Below are 17,542 nucleotides of genomic sequence, written 5' to 3'. Positions count from 1 at the left end.
CTGCAATAAAGCGACAAATCGTTTATTCCACACTTTTCAGGGATTCTACCATATCAATCTTCTTTAATTTCTGATGCATAAACAGATTTACGATCATGGAGAATCCAATTGTCAGCAGTCCGCAGTACAGGAAACTGACAGGATTGATATTTCTTCCGAACATAACCGCATCCACTTCCACAGTACGGATAATATACCTGTGCAAAAAGATTCCGAATACAGCTCCTGCCAGCACGCCAATAAGGGTAAGGATAACATTCTCCCTGTACACATAGGCAGAAACTTCAGTATCATAGAATCCCAGTACTTTCAAAGTTGCCAGTTCTCTCTGGCGCTCCGTGATATTGACATTGTTCAGATTATACAGAACCACAAAAGCAAGCATTCCCGCAGAAATGATCAGCACTATGATCACCGTATCCAATGCTCCAAGCATTCTGTGAAGCTGAGCCTCCAGACTGCTGGTATAGCTGATACTTAACGCAGCCGGATGCTTCAGGATTTCATTTCCCACCTCAGATTCTGATTCTTTATATTCCTCTTTTACTGTGAATACAGTTGCAGAATAGTCAGGCTTCTCCCCAAAGGTCTGTTCATAGACATTTCCTGTCATATAAATATAATGTCCCATGTAATTCTCTGTTACTGCTGCGATCTTTGTCTCATAATTTTTCCCATCCTTTGTGATGGTCATGGTATCCCCCACTTTCAGTCCTGTCAGGGTTGCCGTCTTCTCACTGATCACTGTACCTGCATCTGTCAGCTTATATTTCTCTTTTATCTTTCTGTCCTGAAGAGTTACATCCTTATTAAAGGTCTCAAGATTCTCAGGCACATACACATATACGCTGATATTGGATTTATTTCTGGGAACACTCATCTTGGTAAACTGGATATGGGTATATCTCTCAATCTGGCTGTTACTTTTCAGAAACTCATCCAGCTCCTGTCTCTCCTTATCTGTGGCATCCTCATCATCAATGATCGTTCCTGTATAATGCTGAAGCTCCTGATACTGCCGTCTGGCAATATCCATAATGGAATCCCTGAGTCCAAAACCTACCAGCATCAGCGCCATACTTCCTGAAATACCGAAAATCGTCATAAAGAAACGTTTTTTATATCGAAAAAGGTTTCTCAGAGTAGATTTCCATGTGAAATTCAGATGCTTCCAGAAAAGGGGGATCCGTTCCAGCAGGATTCTCTTACCCTCTTTGGGAGCAGGGGGACGCATCAGTGATGCCGGAGTTTCTGACAGTGCTCTGTAGCAGGAGAAAATGGTGGCTCCGACGGTACACACCGTTGCCGCACCTGCTGCGATCATTGCAAATTTAAATTCATAACGGATCTGGATATTGTTCATCATTCCCTTGTACATAATGCCATACCCGTTAATAATAACCAAAGGCAGGATCTTCTCTCCGATCAGGATTCCCAGAATACTGCCTCCCACAGTAGCAAAAAAGGCATACAGCAGATATTTGGATGCAATTGCATACTTGCCATATCCCAGAGCCTTCATTGTACCGATCTGGGTTCTCTGCTCCTCCACCATTCGTGTCATGGTAGTCAGACTTACCAGTGCAGCCACCAGGAAAAAGATAACAGGGAAAACCTGTCCGATATTTCTCATTCTGTCTGCATTATCCCCATAATCTGAATATTCCGGCAGATCATTGCGGTCCGTTACCATCCATTCCGGCATACTGATATCATCGATCTCATCCTGAGCATCCTGTATTTTCTTCTCACCGTCTGCGATCTCTTTCTCTGTATCCTTCTTGCCGTCTTCGTATTCTTTTTTACCTTCTTCCAGATCCTTCTCAGCTTTTTTGATGTCCTTTCTGGAATCCTTCAGCTTCTGTTCGTTCTCTGAGATTTCCTTCTCTCCATCCTTCAGCTTCTGTTCATTGTCGGCAATCTCTTTCTCGCCGGAAGCAAGCTTCCCTTCATTCTCCTGAATCTGTGCTTCTCCTGAAGCAAGTTCTGCCTCCTTCTCCTCTAACTGAGCCTGGCTGGAATTTAGTTTTGCTTTTGCAGCATCGATCTGTTCCTGTGCTGACTCAAGCTGGGCTTCTTTTTCCTGAATCTCTTTTCTGGCTGGTTCCAGCTTCTTCTCCTGAACCTTCACCTCTTTCCATCCTGCATCAATCTTTGCCTGGGCATCGGGAAATGCGGCCTCCTGCTGGTTCAATTCTGCTTCCTTTGCATCAAGCTGGGCCAGTCCGCTCTCCACCTGGCTTAAACCACTCTCCAGTTCACTTCTTGCTGCTGCGATCTGGTTTCTGGCTGCTTCCAGCTGGGCTGCCTGACTGTCCACCTGCTCCTGATAAGTGGAAACCTGTGCTGCCAGAGCTGCCAGGTCTTCCTCGGAATATGTGCCTGAAGCTTGTGCCTGCTCATACTGTGCCTGCAATGCTGCAAGCTGACTTCTGGCACTCACAAGCTGAGCCTCTCCCTCTGCAAGTCCGGCTTCCTGCTGCTCAATCTGGGCCAGTCCCTGATTACAGCTTTCCTTTTTGGCATTTAAGTCCTGTCTGGTTGCTGCAATCTGCTCTCTGCCTGATTGGATCTGCGCCTTTCCATTGTCAAGTTCCTGCTGGCTCTGGGTAAGCTGCGTCTTTGCATCTGCAATCTGCTTCTCACCGGCGCTTAGCTGATTCTTGCCATCCTCTAGCTGCGCCTTTCCGTCATCAAGCTTTGACTGGTTTTCGGAAACCTCCGCCCATCCGGCATTCAACTGTTCCTTTGCAGATGCAATCTGCTCTCTGCCACTGCCAATCTGCTCTTTCGCACTGGCAAGCTGGGATCTGCCGTCCTCTAACTCCTTCTTTGCATCTGCAAGCCGGGCTTTTCCGTCCTCCAGTTCCTTTTTTGCATCTGCAAGCTTTTTCTTGCCATCCTTATATTCCTTCTTGCCATCTTTTAACTTCTTTTCGCCGTCCTCCAATTCTTTTCTGGCATCCGCAAGCTTCTCATCAGCCTCCTTCTTTCCGTCTTCAAGTTCCTGTCTGGCATCTGCAAGCTTGTCATTGGCTTCCTCTACAATCTCATCATATCTGACCTGACACCGTTCTGCCTCAATCCCCTCCACTTGCTCCTGCACTCTCTCTATCAGGGAATCATAAGCATCTGTATAGCTGATCAGGTCCTGTGCCCCATGAGCCTGCACATAAATCTGTGTATAAACCTCCTGGTCAAAATCCTCAGGGAACACATAAGCAAATCCATTAACCTCACCGGAACCCAGAGTGGAATTTCCCCGATTATAAGATATGTAGAGAGGACTCTCGCCTAAACCTACAACTGTGTAATCTGTCTTTTTCAGCAGTTCGCTGTCTCCGCCCTCTTTCAGGGTAATCTGATCTCCCACCTCATATCCATTGCTCTCAGCAAAAATACAATCAAGGAAAATCTCTCCACTTTTTTCCGGAGCTTTTCCCTCTGTAACTGAGATCCGGTTCATGGTTTGATTCACAGCTTCCACATGGAGTACTTTCTGCTGCTCGCCTTCTCCACACATTACATCTGTCCCATAGGCACCCTCTGCATTCTCTACTCCGTCCACCTGCTTAATGGCAGCTACATCCTCCTCCGTCAGTCCCAGGGTTCCCATTACTTTGATGTCCATAAGATTGGTTTCATCATAATAGGCATCGCCTGAGAAGCGCATATCCGGTGACGAGGCCTGTATCCCGGAAAAGAATGCAACTCCCAGGGCAACGATCATAAATATGGAAATAAATCTGGCCTTACTTTTGCGTATCTCCATCCAGAAATCTTTATGCATTGCTTTCATACTCATCACCTACCATTCTATCTCCTCTATGGGTGTAGGATGGTCATTCATTGTCATCCTGGAAACCTTTCCGTTCTTGATCTTGATCACACGGTCTGCCATAGGTGTCAGTGCCGAGTTATGGGTAATGACGATCACTGTCATTCCACGCTCTCTGCACATATCCTGCAAAAGCTTCAGGATTGCCTTACCAGTCTGGTAGTCCAGTGCACCTGTAGGCTCATCACACAACAGCAGCTTGGGATTCTTTGCCAGTGCCCTGGCAATGGAAACTCTCTGCTGCTCACCACCGGAAAGCTGTGCCGGAAAGTTGGTCAGTCTGTCCTTCAGTCCCACTTCCTCCAGAACATCCCTGGCATCCAGAGGATTCTTACAGATCTGCAATGCCAGTTCTACATTCTCCAGTGCTGTAAGATTAGGCACCAGATTATAGAACTGGAATACAAATCCAATATCATTTCTCCGATAGCCGGTAAGCTGCTTACTGTTATATCTGGCAATATTCCTGCCATCCACCAGAACCTCTCCACTGGTAGCCTTATCCATACCCCCAAGAATGTTCAGCACTGTCGTCTTGCCCGCACCGCTGGGACCAACGATCACTACGAACTCTCCCTTGGCAATCTCAAAGCTGATCTCATCCACTGCAACGATCTTTACTTCTTTGGTTCCATATATCTTGGAAACCTTATCCAGTTTTACATATGCATCTGTCATCTCACTCATCCGCATTTCCCCTGTAATTTTATTTTTGCTACACCGGTAATTTTATTTTGTTACAATTATTAACGATTCTTTTGACCTCGATTTATTTCCGTATTCATTTACAGGCAGGTCAAATTCTGACCTGCCTGGTAGTCTTAATGGTTATATTCATTGTAACACATCATACTTATAATTCAAAATAAAATATTCATAAACAAATGCAAAATCGTTACCGTCCGCTCCGTTCACGGTAACAAAAAATCACTCAATCCACGGAATCTCATAATTCCAGGATTTACGGATATCGTCCAGGATTTTCATAATCCTTATTGTCTCTGCATGAGGCATTTCCGGACACTCCAGTTTGCCCTCTTGGATTGCTTTCATGCAGGATTCTACCTCATATTCATATCCTGAGATCTGTTCCGGCACAACATAAGAAGCCACTTCTTTATGGTCAGTATCAAACACTGTAATCTTTTCCGGATTATTGATATTCTGCACCTGCATATATCCTCTGGTTCCGAAAATACTTCCCATTCTGTCTGAGATTTCTCTTGCTCCACACTGAAGGGTTGCCATGCGGTCTCCCTCAAACACCATGGCAATGCTGTCCAGAATATCCACTCCATTCTGAAAGATTGCAGTAGCCTTTACATCCTTTACCTTATCGCCAAGCACCATAGAGGCAAAATTGATCGGATATACGCCTACATCCAGAAGAGCACCTCCCGCAAGCTCCGGTTTACGGATACGTTCTACATGACTTATTGTATAACTGAGATTCGCCGTAACTGCGGTAACTTCGCCGATCACACCACTTTCAATAATATGGTTGATCATCTTTCTGGACGGCATATATCTCGTCCAGATTGCTTCTGTGATCAGAAGCTTTTTCTCTTTTGCAAGGTCAAATAATTTCTGTGCCTGCTCTGCATTTACAGTAAATGCCTTTTCACAAAGCACATGCTTTCCCGCTTCCAGACACATTTTTGCATGCAGATAATGGTGTGAATGAGGAGTTGCGATATAAACCAGTTCAACCTCATCATCTGCCAGCATTTCCTCATAGGATCCATATGCTTTTTTTACTTCATATTTCTGCGCAAATTCCCGGGCACGTTCCAGATCACGGGCAGCAACCGCATACGCCTCCACATCTTCCATTCCTGCCACTGTTTTCGCCATAGTAGAAGCAATGCCTCCGGCCCCCAAAATACCTAACTTCATTTTTCTGTCCTCCCATATTTAGTATTCAAGCAGATAAAATTATCCACTTCACTATTTGCTCTAATTTTACAGCATCATTGCCCGGAGAACAAGTTTATTCCGTTATATGTTTATTTTATTTTTTATTTCATATCACTTATTTTTTCAATTTCTCTTTTTTCCGTTTTGTCATCAATCCTCCGATCCGTCCGGTCTCTTTTGCAGACAGACTTTTCCATCCATCACTCAATACTCTGTCCAGCAGTCCCATTTCCTCTGCAATTTCATACTTCATCCTGGTGTCCGGTAACAATTCTCCATCAAGATAAGCTTTTATTTCCTTCTCTTTATTCAAAACAGCCCACACTCCTTTTCTTTGGAGTATGGGCTGTTTTCTTAATTTTTATACTGTATTTTATTGAACTTCTGTTTATTGCAGACTGGATTTTGAAATTCTGTTATCTTTTGGGAATAATAATTGCTGCAATGATATATGCCCAGATTCCCGCACCGCCAAAGCAGGTCAGGATCACCCATGCCAGACGCACCAGCGTAGGGTCAATATCAAAATATTCTGCGATTCCTCCACATACGCCGCAAAGCATACTGTTTTCTGATGATTTGTATAAACGTTTGTCACTCATGATTCATTTCCTCCTTAAACCCAGATTATTAAATACTACTTTTATTTTTACCCGTCAGAGTGTATACTCCTCAGGATGTCTGCAAATCTCTGTGCTCTTTCCCGGAGAAATCTACTGATACATTTCCCATACCACACTCCAGATCCAGTTTCCTGTCTGCGCCTGTATTGGAAATGCTTTTCTCTCTGCCAAGTCCACTGTAGGAATCAGAACCTACATCCAGATTTCCCACGCCGCATTCCAGATCATAATTATAATCCTCCTGAGTACCGGTCATTGTAAGATCCAGTTCCCCAAGGCCGCATTCTCCAGATATTTTCTTTGCACTCAGATCTGCAAATGTCATACTTCCGGTTCCGATTTCCAGATCTGCTTCTTCTGCAGTCACCGGATTCTTACTGTCAAATTCCCCGGCTCCCATTTCCACACTCAGCTTCTCTGTCTCAATATCTCTGTTCAGATAAACAGTACCTGCACCCATTTCAATCTCCAGCTCCTGAAGCTTAACATCTTCCGGATAGGAGATACACACCTTTCTGGTTTTAGACAGCTTTTTCGTGCTTCTGACCTTAAGAGTATCTGAACTCTCTTTTACTGTCACATTCTTTCCATTATCATCATAAACTCTGACACAGAAGCTGTCACCCTCTTCCAGAATCAGCTCATCGTACTTCAGCTCTATATCCAGCTTTGTGGGCTGATATTTCAGTTGATATACAGTGCCATCTGTCGAACTTTCATTTCCCACTGCTGCAGGCTCCATGTTTTTCTGCCCCACTTCCGCACTATATTCCATCCCATCATGTTCAACATAATCGTCATCATCGATATCATCATAGTCATCATGGTCATCGTCCCACTCCGTCATCCAGAGAATCCGCTTCAGACTGTTCACCCCTGTCAGTTCCGACATACTGGCTCCCATAATACCACCGGCAGCAGTCAGTCCGATTCCTGCTGCAGCAAAAATCCCTGCTGCGATCAGCATTCCTTTCGTAAATTTCTTCATTTCACCGCCTCCCCTCTCTTCCTGTAAAGCAGCCTGTTAAAAAAATCAGTCATTTTCCGGAACCACTTAGGTACGATCCGTATTGCAATACTGATCAGCCCCAAAACCATAAGGATTGCCAACGCGATCATCAGACAGCCAATTCCTATGGTCATGACTCCGGTTCCGGTCATCACCACGCAAAGCCCTATTCCTGCCACAATAGCAGCAAATCCACCAATCAATAAAGCAACCGCACCTATGCCCAGTCCAACGATCAGCCAGAAGGGAAGCAACAAAATACCAACTGCCAAAGACAGGATTCCGCCAACAGCTCCCTTAACAAAAGGAGAAATAAAAACCAGCAGGATCACTGCCAAAATCAGCGCTGTCTGGTTTCCCTTCCTGAAAAAGCGCTTCTCTTTCCCGTATTTTTCAGGCATCTGCTCTGTTTCTTTTGCCCGTGCATCCTCATAACCATGCTCTGTATATTCTCCATACTCATAACCCTTTTCAGGATCCTTCAGATCTGCCTTAATGATTGCCGCAACCTTCTCAGGACTTCCAAGGTCCCTGATCACCGAAGCCTCATTCTCAATTCCCGCATCATCGAAATAATTATTATAAAACTCAAGGGCATCCTGCCTCTCTGTCTCAGAAATATCCGCAAGCAGCTCCTCCAGCTCCCGCATAAACTGCGCCCTGTCCATCATCCAATTCCTCCCTCGTCAACACCGTCTGCCCTCACATTCTGTCCATCAAGAACACCTGTGATCTTCGACGAATAAATTTCCCATTCAGCCCTGTACAGGCTCAACTGAGCAGCCCCCTTCTCCGTCAGCTTATAATATCTCCGGTTTCTCCCGGCAAAGGCCATATCATAAACCTCCAGACAATCATCCTTCTGCAATCGCCTCAGTACCGGATATAAGGTAGATTCTGAAATTTCCAGAACTCCCCGTACATCCTGAGTAATCTTATAACCATAGGTTCCTTCCTTTTCCTTGGAAACCACAGCCAGAACAATCGCATCCAGAAGCGCCGCACCCGTATTAAAAACCATATGCACACTCCCTTGTCTCATTAACACCCTGCACATACATCTGCCACATTGAAGTCCAGTTATTCCGTTCTTAGTAACGAAATCTATCCAGTCCAGTACATATTATACAGCAGTGCAATATTGTTTTGTTGCTGATATTATATGTCGTATAATATAATTTTGTCAATACTATTTAGCAAAAATATCTTTTCTATTATAATAAACAAGACCAATCACAATATACCCAGCACCATCGGATGTTTTTTGCATCGGCAGGATTCACAGCCGTGGGAAAGATATCTATGCTGGTTCCTCTGTGCAGGGGTCTTAGCAATTCTTAGTCTGCGAAAATCTGCGTTATGAGAAAAAAAGCCGCACTGTCTGAGCGAAGCGAGTTTGCGCTTTTTTTCTCATGCCTTTAGCAGATTTTTGCAGACTTAGAATTACTTAGGCCCCGGAACCGAACCATCATAGATATCTTTCCCACGACGTCCCCCTTCCCATCATATTCATCCCCACTATAAATAATTTTTTCAGAAAGGGCTTCACACATTATGACAATAACTACTCCCCTCCACCCCGCCTTCCTGGCACGCATGCAGGAAATGCTTTCTGCTCAGGAATACACCGCCTTCTTAGAGAGCTTTAACGCCCCCCGCACCTATGGCCTGCGGGTAAACACCTCAAAAATCTCCTGTGAAGAATTCCAAAAACTCTGCCCGTTTCCAGTAAAACCAATCCCCTGGATCCCCAACGGATATTTCTATGATGAGGATACCCGCCCTTCCAGATGCGCATATTACCAGGCCGGTCTCTATTACCTCCAGGAGCCAAGTGCCATGACCCCAGCCTCCCGTATTCCCATCGAACCTGGTGACAAAGTCCTGGATCTCTGCGCGGCCCCTGGCGGAAAGGCAACTGCAGCAGGAGCTGCCCTTCAGGGACAGGGACTTCTGGTAGCCAACGATATCAGCACCTCCCGTGCCAGAGCACTTCTGCGTAATCTGGAACTTTTCGGAATCCCCAATATTTTCGTGGCAAACGAGACACCGGCAAAGCTAACCAAGACATTCCCGGAATTTTTTGACAAGATCATCCTGGATGCCCCATGCTCCGGCGAAGGAATGTTCCGCAAGGAGGAAGCCCTTGCAAAGGACTGGACTCCTGAAAAATCCCGGGAGCTTTCTGAAATCCAGAAAGAGCTTGTGCTTCAGGCAGCAGATATGCTTCGCCCAGGTGGACTCTTACTTTATTCCACCTGTACCTTCGCTCCTGTGGAAGACGAACAGACCGTATCTTATCTTCTGGAAAACCGCCCGGATATGGAACTGGCAGAAATGGAAAACTATGAGGGATTTTCCCAGGGTGTGCCGGAATGGGGAAATGGCAATCCGGAGCTGACCAAGTGCATCCGCATTTTCCCCCATAAAATGAACGGGGAAGGCCACTTCCTGGCTCTCTTCCATAAAAAAGGACAATCCATACAGGAAAGCAGCCGTCCACACACAAAGCCTGATAAAAATGCATTCCCGTTAATCGAAGAATTCCTGAATGAACTTGGTCTGAAAACTCTGGGCGGCCAGCCCTTTGACTGGGAGCGGGTAGAGGTTCGCAAGGACAAAGTCTATTATCTGCCACCTGTACTTTCCGATTTCCGCGGAATCACCTTCCTCCGAAACGGATTATACCTGGGTGACCTTAAGAAAAATCGTTTTGAACCCTCTCAGCCTCTGGCACTGGCCATCCGCAAAGGGGAGGCGGAAGCTGTGATTTCTCTTCCTGTCTCTGATGAAAGACTCACACGCTATCTGAAAGGTGAGACCTTAAACATTGAGCCTGAAGAAGCAACCCACAAAAAAGGATGGCATCTTCTCTGTGCAGATGGATATCCGGTAGGCTTCGGAAAGCTGGTCAACCAGATCCTGAAAAATAAATATCCGGCAGGATGGCGCGTATAATACGCGCTTCTCCCTGCCGGATATCTTTTTATCCAAACACCTTCTGCAATCCAAAAGCAGATATTTTTATGAATTTTTATTTTTCCTGCAATACAATCTCTTTCTGCAGGGTAAAGGAATAAATAATCTTTTCTTTTACTTTTTTCCCGGTCATCCTCTCCAGCGCCTGGGCATAATCCTCCAGCTGCACATGATACAGATCGATCAGCTTCTGTTCCTGCCCCCTTCTCACTCTGTCTGTTTTGTAATCTACCAGAACAATCTCACCGTCCTCTACAAAATATGCATCAATGATTCCCTGCACCAGTACTGTTTCCCCCTGCCACAAATCATCCAACATAGCTGCGCTTCTCTGAATCACAAAGGGCTGCTCTCTGTAAAGCCTCCTCTGCACAGCCGCATTTTTCATCCTCTGTCCCAGTCCGGAATCTACAAATCTCCGAATATCTAAAATACGGATACAATCTCTTTCCTGCTCTGACAGTTTCTGACTTTCCACCAGTCTCTCCAGCTGTTTCTTCAGCTGTCCGTCTGTTTCTACCTGCAAATAGTCCAGACACTCCATTACCCGATGATAAGCAGTACCCCGGGCAGCTCCCCTGTATTCTTCACCGGAAGCTTTCATAAATCCGGGCACAGGCATCTCTGCCTCTGTTTCTGTATCCTCCGGCACCATCTGCAGAACCTCATTGTCCTGCCAGCCTCTCTTCTTTAACTCGGATACACTGACCTTCACAGGAATTTCTTCCAGGTATCGGAAGGGATATACATAGGAAAAACGTTCTTCGATCTCCTCTCTCACTTTTGCATCATAAATCTGTTCCGGGTTCCAGTTTTTCAGTATTTCTTCCTGCATCTGGTTTCCTGTCTGAAGAAGTATCTCCTCCTCTGTCATCTGGCGAAGGGTGATCTTTCTTATGTTAAAGTCCGCAGGGTCATCATAAAACCTTTCTACCCTGTGCATGGGCACACCGTATTCTCCAAACAGTTCTGTCATGGACCTGTGTCTGGCCAGGGCCGGCAGTACAAAATCCCAGTAATTTCTGGCCTTTAACCGTACTCCCAGCGGAAGCACCTGACCCTCTTCCTCCAGAAATCCGGCCAGGGACGGAATACGTTTATCCAGTTTTCCTACAGTTCCTGTAAGGATCAGTTTCTCTTTTGCCCTGGTCATAGCCACATACAGTACTCGCAGCTCCTCTCCCAGACTTTCCTTGAGAAGCTCTCTTCGTACTATCTGTTTATTCAGGGAGGACGCAATGATTCTTTTTTCCGGAAGTATTGCATCTGTCCCCAGTCCCAGTTCCGGATGGATCAGCAATCTGGCATTCAGATCCTGGAAATTAAACTGTTTTCCCATTCCTGCCGCAAACACCACAGGAAATTCCAATCCTTTGCTTTTATGAATGGTCATAATTTCTACCGCTGTACTTCCTGCACCTGCCAGATTGACTTCTCCGTAATCCACTTCATAAGCCTGAAGCTGTTCAATATAGCGGACAAAATTAAATAACCCTCTATAGCTGGTCTTTTCATAGGCCATAGCCTTTTCCACCAGCATGGAGAGATTTGCATATCTCTGCTCTCCTCCCGGAAGTGCCCTGGCATAATTTCCATAACCGGTTTCTTTCAATATAAAAAGGATCAGCTGGTGCACCGGAGTATAGGTTGCCATATTTCTCACCTTCTCCAGCAGTTCCAGAAATCTCTGCAGCTTTTCCATCAAAGGCTTCTCTGCAGCATCGTATCCTTCTTCCCGGCTTTTCACATATTGTTCTACACTGTCCCACAAAAGTCCCTGTGGATACAGAACCCTGATCTGGGCCAGTTCCTGGGAAGTGCATCCCACCATAGGCGACCGGAGCACTCCGGTAAGGGGGATATCCTGAAGGGGATTGTCACACACCTTCAGATAATTCAGCACAGTAATGATTTCCAGAGCAGAGAAATATCCGGTTCTGGAAGTGCAGTACACAGGAATCCCCTGGGAAGCCAGCACCTCTCTGAAGGTTTCCGACCACCCATATGCACTTCTCAGCAGAATTACAATATCCCCATACTCCACCGGCCTGTATTTCCCGGTTTTTTTGTCCACAATTTCTTCTCTGCCGACCATTCCCTGAATCTTCTGGGCAATAGCCAGAGCCTCCAGCTCCTGTGCATTCTGGTCTCCTGCCTCTTCCTCCAGCTCTGCCCCGTCCTTCTCCACCAGAAGTACCTCTGTTTTTACAAATTCCCGGGATCCCCCTGCCGGAAAATCAGCGCCCGGATAGAGAGCTGCGTCCTTGTCATAGGATATTCCTCCCAGATCCTCTCCCATGATCTGCCGGAAAATGAAATTTACACTCTCCAGCACCTGCGCCCTGCTTCGGAAGTTTTTGTGAAGATCAATCCTTTGCTCCTCTCCGTCCTCTACAGAATAGCTTTTATATTTCTCCATAAACAGCTCCGGTCTGGCCAGACGGAATCTGTAAATACTCTGTTTCACATCTCCTACCATAAAGATGTTTTTCCTCTGATTTACCCATCCGGATACTGCTGTAGTCAGAAGCTCCTGAACCAGATTACTGTCCTGATATTCGTCCACCAGCACTTCCTCATATTTCTCCGAAAGCTCTATGGCAGCCTGGGACATCTGTATCTGTCCATCCTCTTTTTTCATCAGGATCTTCAGTGCAAAATGCTCCATATCTGTGAAATCCAGAATATTTTTTTCACGTTTAGCTTTACTGAACCGCTCTGTAAACTGCCTTGTAAGTTCCACCAACATCTCCAAAGGCTCTCTGCTGCATTTGAGCATATCCAGGATTTCTTCCTCTGTCCCCTGGAAATATTTCTGTCCCAGCTCCCTGAGGATTTCCTTTTCCTCCTCACGCAGCTCCTTTATCCTTTGTTTCTTCTGCTCATCTGCCTCCGGCATCTTCTTTCCGCTTAATCTGGCAAAAGAAGGTTTCTCCAGGAGCTGTGCCAGAACATTATAATCTCTTTCTTCTGCAGTCTTCTTTAGCTTACGGATAAAAAGGAGATCACTGTCCAGAGCTTCCCCGTACAGATTAGGACCGTCAGGAGCATCACAAAGCTTCCTTGCCTCTCTGGCCAGGTGCTCTGCAGTTTCCAGCTCGTCAACTGCAGCCTTCCACAAAAGCTTTATACATTTTGTTTCTCTCAGCTCTTCTGTAGTTTCGATTTTATAATCATCCAGACATGCATCCAGCCACTCTTCCGGGAAAGGATTACTCATAGCCATCTCATACAGCTTCTGGATCATCCCTCCCAAAGCTTCATCATCCTTACCGGAAGCAAAACATTCTACAAATTTCTCATACTTCTCCTGCTTTTCGCTGTAATAATCCTCCAGAAGCTTCCCTGTCACATCTTCACGCAAAAGCTTCAGTTCCCCCTCATCTGCAGTCCGATAACCGGGATCCAGCCCTATGAGGTGAAAATAATTGCGGATAATATATGCACAGAATCCGTCAATAGTTGTAATCTGAGCAGTATGAAGCAGGGTGGACTGTCTCTGTAAATGCTCATTGTCCGGATCCTCATAAAGGGCTGACTCAATAGCACTTGAAATTCTTTCCTTCATCTCACCTGCCGCTGCTCTGGTAAAGGTCATGATCAGAAGACGGTCAATATCTACCGGAGCCTCAGGATCTGTGATCTTGCTGAGAATCCTTTCCACCAGTACTGCAGTTTTACCGGAACCTGCCGCTGCGCTGACCAGAATATTTCTGTCCCTGAGGGAAATTACTTTCTGCTGTTCTTCGGTCCATTTTACTCCCATCAGTTCTCTCCCTCCTCTTCTGCAAATATCTGCCAGAGTTCATCATCTGTAAAATTCTTCAGTCTCCTGAATTCATATCCGGCGATCTTACGGTCAAACCCACATACAGAAATATAAGGGCAGTAAGTACATGCATTTCTGTTTCCCAGTTCATAGGGAGAGATCTGGGCATCTCCTCTTAGAATATCTGTCCTGATTTCATGGATTTTCTTTTTTACATAGTTTCCCAGCATCTGAAACTGCTTTCTGTCTGCCACAGAAGAATTACTGTAGAAGCCTCCGTCCTTTTTAAATGCTACAGGAATGGAAGACAAAGTCTGATCCATTTTCCGGATCATTTCAGGATCCTTCTGTACCAGACCGTTCATTTTTAATTCCTTCATAATTCCCTGGCTGACTTTCTCCACATCAGCATCTATTTTCTCCTTGATCATGGGATCCTTAATATTATAGTAAAATACACCTGCCGGGAGGATTTCCCTGTCCGGAAATTTCTTCTGTTCCACCTGCAGGGCTCCATCCAGGTAGATCATCAGCTGCAGCTGCAGACCATGATACAGACACACCAGGTCAAAGGATGTATTCCCTGTCTTGTAATCAATGACCTTCACATATACCTTATCCTGATCCTCCATAATATCTACACGGTCAATCCTGCCGCCTCCAAAGATTACCTCAAAGCCTTCCGGCTGAAAATCCCCGTTCTGGAGCTGCTTCTGCAGAGCCCATACAGTTCTCTGCAGGATTCGTCTGGTACGTTCTATCATATATTCATTTCTGGCATTACTTTTCAACACTGTATTTCCATAATCTGCTACGATCTCATTCAGACACTGATCTGCAATCTGTTCACGCTGTTCATCTGTAAGCTCCGCCCAGTTTAATCCCATTTTGTGTACACGCACTGCAAAATTTTCCAGTGCCTGATGCATCACATTTCCCATATCCATTGCTCTGAATTCATATTCTGTTCTCTCCGCCAGCCTTAGGCCATACTGAAGAAAATGGGCAAATGCACAGGCCGAAAACCGTTCCAGCCTGGTGGCACTATAAGGAGAAATTTCTCCATAAAGAGCTTTGGCCACACTCTGGCTGATCCTGTCCACAGGCTTTCGCATAAAAGCAGCCTGTACCAGATTCTGTACTATATCTTTGTATTCCGGCTGACGAAGATACCAGCTGTAAAGTTCCTGGAATATGCGGTCATCACTGCATCCTGTTTCCTGCGTTTTAGCTGTTTCCTGTACCAGCTTATCCAGGAAAAGCTCCAGTCCTGCCTCCGGAATCTCCGGAATCCAGGCTTCCCGGGTATCCTGGATTCTCTCTGTCTCCAAATCCGGAAAAAGTCCCCGGATGCTTCCAATAAGATAAGCCGGGCTGATACCCTCTCCCGCTCCATTGGTCTCACTGTAGGAAAGCACCAGCTGCCTGGAGGGCTTGGTCAGATTCAGATACAGATAGAATCTCTGCATATTCATCAGCTCCTTTGGTCCGGGCGCCAGCTCCATCCCCTGTTCTCCCAGGAAATCCCGGTCCACCTCTGACAGGATTCCTCCTGACTGTGTATTCTTGGGAATATTCCCCTCATTCATTCCAACAAAAAACAGTACTTTAATATCCTTCAGCCTGGATCTCTCCATATCTCCTACCATTACCTGATCCATACTTGGCGGGATCAGTCCTACCTCGGCCTGGGTAAGCCCTGTCTCCAGAAGCTGTCTGAACTCCTGTCTGCTCACCGTCTCTTCTCCCAGTATTTCCACCATTTTATCCAGCAGGTCTATCACAATACCATAAATCTGGCTGTATTCTTTTTCCAGAGCCTTCTCCCCCAGCTTTTTAAACTGCTCTTCCTGGAGCTTCAGCTTCTGCCATACCTGGCTTTTCACAATAAAAGCATAGAGGATCCTGCAATATTCCTCCACCCTCTTTTTTCCCGGACCAAAGCCCTCTGCCAGCTCTCCGATCTCTTCCAGAAAGATTTCCCTGATTTCATTCATCTGCAGGATCTGTCCGGGATCCATTCCTCTGTATACCCGGGTCCATTTATGGGACCATTTTTCATATCCTCGGATTCCTAAAGCCAGCACATAATTTTCCAGCTGATCTGTCTGCTCTCTGGTAACTGCTGACATGCCACAGCGCAGATATCGGAACACACTTTCATAGGGAAAGCCCTGAACCACCATCTCCATGGCAGCCCGAAGGTATTCCACAAAAGGATTCATCAGTACGGAATGCTTCTCATCAATAAAAAAGGGGATTTCTCCAGCCTCAAAGGCCTGTGAAGCCACTCTTCCATACTCTTCCAGATTTCCTGTGATCACAGCCATTTCCCCATATCTGATTCCTTTTGTCCTTACCAGATATGCCATTCTTCTGGCAACCTCATTCATCTCTGCCAACGGTGATGGCGCAGAGAACAGCTGCAGTTCCTTCTGTTCTCCCTCCCAGACATTCTTATGATACCGGAAAATATGTTTTTCCAGGAAACGAAGGGCTCCGGCTCCGGCAAATCTGGATTTCTCAGAGGGCTTCAGATATATAGGATCTTCCAGGTCCTTTGTAAGCCCGGCCAGAGCATGGATCATCTTTTTACTCATATAGAAAAGCTGATAGGGCTTCCCCACAGAATAAATATCCTCTTTCTCATCCATTGTCACTGTCACGGAAACTTTTCTGGTCAGCAGAAGCAGTTCCCGTATTACATTGATCTGGATCGGAGTAAAACCGGTAAATCCGTCAAAAAGAATTTCCGCGCCTTTTATTTTCTCTGAAAACGGAAGTACTTTTAAAAGGACATCCATAACCTCTTCCCCTGTCATATAATGTCCCTTCAGAAATTCAGAAAATGCCCGATACAGCACCGTTACATCCTGAAGCTTCATGGAAAGCAGTGTCTGAGTTCCCGCTTTCTCCTTCATTTCCTCCAGATTCTCTTCCTTGATATCATACTGCATAAATTCTGACAGGAGAGATTTCATTTCGTCCAGATATCCCGGCTTGTTCATCTGGCTTCCCAGATAGACAAGCTCTCTCCTGTGCTGCTGGACCATTTTCTGCAAGACCATGCTCTTGCCTGTATCTTCCAGGATTTTTTTATTATCGCCCCCCGTCTCTTCAAAAATTCGGTAGGCAAGACGCTGGAAACTGAGAATATCAATATTCAGGATTCCCTTTCCCGGGTGCATCTCCACCAGTGTTTTCTGGGTCTGCATGGTGAACTGCTCCGGAACAATAATATAGTAATTTCTCTCCGGATGTTCCATGGACTCCCGGATTACTCTCTCATATGCAAAATAAGACTTTCCGGCACCGGAACTGCCGATAATAAACTGTAATGACATTCTTCTCTCCTTACTGTCAGTTACTCAACATTCATTATCCCAGTATATCATAATTTAAGCACT

Annotated in this window: 11 protein-coding genes; 1 reads left to right on the top strand and 10 read right to left on the bottom strand. The window is 45.7% G+C overall.

Translation table 11 applies throughout. The features are described from left to right. Positions 1-22 precede the first annotated feature (22 nt). The 8 genes from ACTNDS_RS00280 to ACTNDS_RS00245 all read right to left on the bottom strand — a co-directional run bounded on the left by ACTNDS_RS00280 (position 23) and on the right by ACTNDS_RS00245 (position 8,408). Complete coding sequence (locus ACTNDS_RS00280; RefSeq protein ID WP_441032386.1) at positions 23-3,805, bottom strand: FtsX-like permease family protein; 3,783 nt, start codon at positions 3,803-3,805, stop codon at positions 23-25. Positions 3,806-3,808: 3 nt separating this feature from the next. After that, on the bottom strand, positions 3,809-4,525 hold the full coding sequence (locus ACTNDS_RS00275; protein WP_441032383.1) for an ABC transporter ATP-binding protein: 717 nt from the start codon (positions 4,523-4,525) through the stop codon (positions 3,809-3,811). 240 nt (positions 4,526-4,765) lie between these two features. Next, entirely contained in the window at positions 4,766-5,734 is a 969-nt protein-coding gene (locus ACTNDS_RS00270; RefSeq protein WP_441032380.1) for a Gfo/Idh/MocA family protein, read from the bottom strand. 136 nt (positions 5,735-5,870) lie between these two features. Beyond that, on the bottom strand, positions 5,871-6,068 hold the full coding sequence (locus ACTNDS_RS00265) for a small, acid-soluble spore protein, alpha/beta type (protein WP_019162537.1): 198 nt from the start codon (positions 6,066-6,068) through the stop codon (positions 5,871-5,873). Positions 6,069-6,171: 103 nt separating this feature from the next. Next, on the bottom strand, positions 6,172-6,357 hold the full coding sequence (locus ACTNDS_RS00260; protein WP_019162538.1) for a PspC domain-containing protein: 186 nt from the start codon (positions 6,355-6,357) through the stop codon (positions 6,172-6,174). Between the two features lie 70 nt (positions 6,358-6,427). Beyond that, on the bottom strand, positions 6,428-7,366 hold the full coding sequence (locus ACTNDS_RS00255; protein ID WP_441032375.1) for a DUF4097 family beta strand repeat-containing protein: 939 nt from the start codon (positions 7,364-7,366) through the stop codon (positions 6,428-6,430). Next, positions 7,363-8,058, bottom strand: a complete 696-nt coding sequence (locus tag ACTNDS_RS00250; RefSeq protein WP_441032372.1) for a DUF1700 domain-containing protein — start codon at positions 8,056-8,058, stop codon at positions 7,363-7,365. The genes ACTNDS_RS00255 and ACTNDS_RS00250 overlap by 4 nt, the downstream gene beginning before the upstream one ends. Continuing rightward, entirely contained in the window at positions 8,055-8,408 is a 354-nt protein-coding gene (locus ACTNDS_RS00245) for a PadR family transcriptional regulator (RefSeq protein ID WP_019162541.1), read from the bottom strand. The genes ACTNDS_RS00250 and ACTNDS_RS00245 overlap by 4 nt, the downstream gene beginning before the upstream one ends. Positions 8,409-8,941: 533 nt before the next feature. On the opposite strand from ACTNDS_RS00245, the gene ACTNDS_RS00240 reads away from it, so the two are divergent. Further along, complete coding sequence (locus tag ACTNDS_RS00240; RefSeq protein WP_441032369.1) at positions 8,942-10,345, top strand: RsmF rRNA methyltransferase first C-terminal domain-containing protein; 1,404 nt, start codon at positions 8,942-8,944, stop codon at positions 10,343-10,345. A 76-nt stretch (positions 10,346-10,421) separates the two neighbouring features. Here the strand turns inward: ACTNDS_RS00240 and addA are convergent, their stop codons facing one another. Together addA and addB are read right to left on the bottom strand one after the other, a co-directional pair. Beyond that, a complete protein-coding gene (gene addA / locus ACTNDS_RS00235) occupies positions 10,422-14,132 on the bottom strand; it encodes a helicase-exonuclease AddAB subunit AddA (RefSeq protein WP_441032366.1) in 3,711 nt (1,236 codons plus the stop codon). After that, the gene (gene addB, locus ACTNDS_RS00230) at positions 14,132-17,479 is read right to left on the bottom strand and encodes a helicase-exonuclease AddAB subunit AddB (RefSeq protein ID WP_441032363.1); all 3,348 of its coding nucleotides are present in this window, start codon (positions 17,477-17,479) and stop codon (positions 14,132-14,134) included. The genes addA and addB overlap by 1 nt, the downstream gene beginning before the upstream one ends. Positions 17,480-17,542: the final 63 nt, after the last annotated feature.

Origin of the sequence: Blautia sp. HCP3S3_C12 (genome assembly GCF_052064155.1) — a bacterium.
Taxonomy (GTDB): domain Bacteria; phylum Bacillota; class Clostridia; order Lachnospirales; family Lachnospiraceae; genus Blautia_A.
This window is presented reverse-complemented; position numbering and strand designations above follow the sequence as displayed.